4 protein-coding genes and 1 rRNA gene are annotated in these 4,695 nt (G+C 37.1%); 4 read left to right on the top strand and 1 reads right to left on the bottom strand.

What is annotated here, in order from left to right:
* Positions 1 to 804, bottom strand: a 16S ribosomal RNA gene (locus AACY93_RS13605); the annotation flags it as partial.
* A gap of 879 nt (positions 805 to 1,683) precedes the next feature.
* On the opposite strand from AACY93_RS13605, the gene thrS reads away from it, so the two are divergent.
* The 4 genes from thrS to AACY93_RS13585 form a co-directional block, all read left to right on the top strand.
* Entirely contained in the window at positions 1,684 to 3,621 is a 1,938-nt protein-coding gene (gene thrS / locus AACY93_RS13600) for a threonine--tRNA ligase (RefSeq protein WP_040492511.1), read from the top strand.
* Between the two features lie 28 nt (positions 3,622 to 3,649).
* Positions 3,650 to 4,204 carry a translation initiation factor IF-3 gene (infC, locus tag AACY93_RS13595; RefSeq protein ID WP_202898532.1) on the top strand — a complete coding sequence of 185 codons (555 nt, stop codon included), beginning with the start codon at positions 3,650 to 3,652 and terminating at the stop codon, positions 4,202 to 4,204.
* A 63-nt stretch (positions 4,205 to 4,267) separates the two neighbouring features.
* Positions 4,268 to 4,465 carry a 50S ribosomal protein L35 gene (gene rpmI, locus AACY93_RS13590; RefSeq protein ID WP_081602646.1) on the top strand — a complete coding sequence of 66 codons (198 nt, stop codon included), beginning with the start codon at positions 4,268 to 4,270 and terminating at the stop codon, positions 4,463 to 4,465.
* 114 nt (positions 4,466 to 4,579) lie between these two features.
* The coding region (locus tag AACY93_RS13585) for a 50S ribosomal protein L20 (protein ID WP_339612155.1) at positions 4,580 to 4,695 on the top strand (116 nt) is incomplete at its 3' end.

Genomic DNA, 4,695 nt, shown 5'->3' with positions numbered 1-4,695 from the left:
GCGTGGACTACCAGGGTATCTAATCCTGTTCGCTCCCCACGCTTTCGTCCATCAGTGTCAATGTATTGTTAGTAATCTGCCTTCGCAATCGGTATTCTATGTGATATCTATGCATTTCACCGCTACACCACATATTCTAACTACTTCACAATAATTCAAGACAACCAGTATCAAAGGCAATTCTACAGTTGAGCTGCAGGATTTCACCTCTGACTTAATCATCCACCTACGGACCCTTTAAACCCAATGATTCCGGATAACGCTTGGATCCTCCGTATTACCGCGGCTGCTGGCACGGAGTTAGCCGATCCTTATTCTTACAGTACCGTCAAGCTCCCTCACGAGGGAGTGTTTCTTCCTGTACAAAAGCAGTTTACAACCCATAGGGCAGTCTTCCTGCACGCGGCATGGCTGGATCAGGCTCCCGCCCATTGTCCAATATTCCTCACTGCTGCCTCCCGTAGGAGTCTGGTCCGTGTCTCAGTACCAGTGTGGGGGATCCCCCTCTCAGGGCCCCTATCTATCGTCGCCATGGTAAGCCGTTACCTTACCATCCAGCTAATAGAACGCATGCTCATCTTTTACCGATAAATCTTTAATATGGCCTTGATGCCAAGGCCATATACTATGAGGTATTAATCCAAATTTCTCTGGGCTATCCCCCTGTAAAAGGTAGATTGCATACGCGTTACGCACCCGTGCGCCGGTCGTCAGCGGGCGCAAGCGCCCCTGTTACCCCTCGACTTGCATGTGTTAAGCCTGCCGCTAGCGTTCATCCTGAGCCAGGATCAAACTCTTCATCGTTAATTTTTAAATGTTATTTAACAACTAATCGAATGGTTTTAATTCAGGTTCTCAAAATGATTTATTCTCTTGTCCGGCCCAACCGTTTCCAGTTGGACCTTACGCTGTCAATTCAATATGTCTATGAACTTTTTTTTGTTTCCCTAAGGCGTTTATCTCTTAAGCGGGTGCAAATATAAAACCCTTTTTTTATCCATGCAATGTTTTTTTGCTTTTTTTGAAAAAGTTTTTTCAACCCTCTCAAAACCACCGAAAAAACACGTACCGCATGAACTTGTTGCTCTCCAAAAAACATCCCGGTTTTTTGAGGGTGCAAATATAAACCCTTTTTCCTTACTTCAAAGCTATTTTTTATATTTTTTGAAAGTTTTTTCGAAACACCCAAAAAAAACAAAAAACAACCTGTAAATGAACTTCACCTAAACGTGTGTACCGTTTTTAGCGAGTGCAAAGATACAACCCTTTTCCTTTATCAAACAAACTTTTTGCAAAGTATTTTTTAAAGGATTTGCAGGTGTTTCTTTTAGAGGGGGTTAGCTTGTGTTTTTTTTAGTTCAAGTTTCTTTTAAGCGTTAAGGATTGAAACGGCATCCTTTTTTTAAGGATTGAATTGTCTTGTTTTTTTATTTACAAGAACTAAAGACTGAGATAGGTTATGAATATATTGTATATATAATGTCTAAAAAAAGATATAGTGTAAAGCCTGACCTTTTGTTGCACAAAAGGGAACGCCCTAATCTTAATGCTTAAGTATTGATAGTAATTTTGAATAAAGAAGACAAAATATATAGGATGCTTTAAATTAATACCTATATATATATTGTATGTGATTGTTTATCCTATTATCTTTGCATCTTATTTTACTTTAAAAGATTTATGATGATACAGATTACATTGCCAGATGGTAGTATTAGGTCGTTTGAAAAAAACACGACAGCAATGGAAGTTGCCAAAAGCATTAGTGAGGGATTTGCCAGAAATGTTATTTCGGCTAAATTTAACGATACAGTTATTGAAACCACCACTCCTTTGACTACCGATGGCTCTTTAATCTTATATACTTGGAATGACGATGAAGGCAAAAAAGCTTTTTGGCACTCATCTGCACATATTTTAGCTCAAGCTATTGAGGAGCTGTATCCAAATGCTAAATTATGGGTAGGTCCTGCTATTGAAAACGGGTTTTATTACGATATAGATTTAGGTGAAGACTCTATATCTGACAAAGACTTTAAACGCATTGAAGACAAGATGCTTGAAATTGCCAGGGGAAAACATGAATTTAAGATGCGATCTATTTCCAAAGCAGAGGCCATTTCTTATTACAGAAACAAAAACCCTTACAAAGTAGATTTAATTGAAAATCTTGAGGATGGAACCATTACATTTTGTGATCACTCTACTTTTACCGATTTATGTCGAGGTGGCCATATTCCTAACACAGGAATTGTTAAGGCTGTGAAGATTTTAAGCGTAGCAGGTGCCTATTGGAAAGGGGATGAAAACAACAAACAATTAACAAGAGTCTATGGGATTTCCTTCCCTAAGCAGAAAGAGCTTACAGAGTATTTGGAACTATTGGAGGAGGCCAAAAAAAGAGATCACAGAAAACTTGGCAAAGAGCTGGAGTTGTTTACTTTTTCTCAAAAAGTAGGTCAAGGGCTTCCGTTGTGGCTTCCAAAAGGGGCTGCTTTACGTGAACGTTTGGAAAACTTTCTAAAGAAAGCACAAAAAAAAGCTGGTTACGAAATGGTTGTGACTCCTCATATTGGACAAAAAGAACTCTATGTAACGTCTGGACATTACGCGAAATATGGTGCAGATAGTTTTCAACCCATACACACCCCAAAAGAAGGGGAAGAATTTTTATTAAAGCCCATGAATTGTCCGCATCATTGTGAAATATACAATAGTTCTCAATGGTCTTATAAAGAATTGCCGAAACGTTTTGCCGAATTTGGCACTGTTTATAGGTATGAACAAAGTGGCGAATTGCATGGTTTGACCCGAGTAAGGGGTTTTACCCAAGATGATGCCCATATTTTCTGTACACCTGAACAATTGGACAAGGAATTTAAGGATGTGATAGATTTAGTACTTTATGTTTTTGGATCATTAGGCTTTGAAAACTTTACAGCTCAAGTATCATTGAGAGATCCAGAAAACCCTGAAAAGTACATTGGTGAAGATCATTTATGGGAAAAAGCAGAGCAAGCCATTATTAATGCTGCCAAAGACAAAGGATTGAATTTTGTTGTGGAAACAGGTGAAGCAGCTTTTTATGGCCCAAAATTGGATTTTATGGTTAAAGATGCCTTGGGAAGACAATGGCAACTTGGCACCATACAAGTAGACTATACCCTTCCAGAACGTTTTGATTTAACCTATAAAGGCAGCGACAACGAATTACATAGACCTGTAATGATCCATCGTGCACCTTTTGGGAGCATGGAACGTTTTATTGCCATTTTACTGGAACATACTGGAGGAAATTTCCCACTATGGCTCATGCCAGACCAAGTTATTGTGCTCTCAATAAGTGAGAAATATGAAAAATACGCGAAAAAAGTTTTAAATGTGTTAGAAAATAACGAAATTCGCGCCCTAATTGATAATAGAAATGAAACCATGGGGAAGAAAATTCGGGAAGCCGAAATGAAAAAAATCCCATACATGGTGATAGTTGGAGAAAACGAGGAGCAAGAAAACAAAATTTCGGTTCGCCAGCATGGTGGTGAAGATCTTGGCATGATTACTGTTGAAGGTTTAACCAATATTATTAATGAAGATATAAAAAAATCATTAAAAACATTTTAAAAATAAGTTTAACTAAAATTATATAGCCATAGCAATACGTAGAAGAAAACAAGTCACAAGACGAGTAAATCAAGAAGATCAGCACAGGATTAATTCTAAGATAAGATCGGAAAAAGTGCGTTTAGTAGGTGATAACGTTGAAGTTGGGATTTACCCAATTAAGGACGCACTTGCCATAGCAGACGAACAAGGTTTAGATCTTGTAGAGATATCTCCTAAAGCAGACCCACCAGTTTGCAAGGTTATGGATTATAAAAAGTTTCTTTATGAGCAAAAGAAACGTGAAAAAGCTTTAAAATCTAAAGCGAGCAAGGTTGTTGTTAAAGAAATAAGATTTGGTCCTCAAACAGACGACCATGATTATGAATTTAAAAAGAAACATGCTGAGAAATTTTTAAAGGAAGGCGCAAAACTAAAAGCGTTTGTATTTTTTAAAGGTCGATCGATAGTGTTTAAAGAGCAAGGACAGATTTTGTTATTAAGATTAGCCCAAGATTTAGAAGAGTTAGGCAAAGTTGAACAAATGCCTAAATTGGAAGGAAAACGTATGACCATGTTTATTGCTCCCAAAAAAACAAAATAATACCTGAACAACTATCAGGTTTAAGATAATAAGTGAAATAATAATCAAAACTAGGAGAACAAGATGCCTAAAATGAAAACCAAATCTAGTGCCAAAAAACGTTTTAAATTAACAGGTACTGGTAAGATTAAAAGAAAGCACGCTTTTAAAAGTCACATCTTAACAAAGAAGTCTAAAAAGCGTAAGTTAGCATTAACTCACAGTACTTTAGTACACCCGAGTGATGAGAACAACATTAAAGAACAATTACGATTAAAGTAATCGCGTTCGGTTAAATTAATTATAAACCCTGGAGTTGGGCAATAAAAGTATTCGAAATTCAGACATTATAGTTAAGAATTATTGGGTCGCCTACTACAAAAAACAATTTAAATTATGCCAAGATCAGTAAATTCTGTAGCAAAAAGAGCCAGAAGAAAAAAGGTTCTTAAACAAGCAAAAGGTTACTTTGGACGTCGTAAAAACGTTTGGACAGTAGCAAAAAATGCGGT

This window comes from uncultured Xanthomarina sp., assembly GCF_963971605.1.
GTDB lineage: Bacteria > Bacteroidota > Bacteroidia > Flavobacteriales > Flavobacteriaceae > Xanthomarina > Xanthomarina gelatinilytica.
This window is presented reverse-complemented; position numbering and strand designations above follow the sequence as displayed.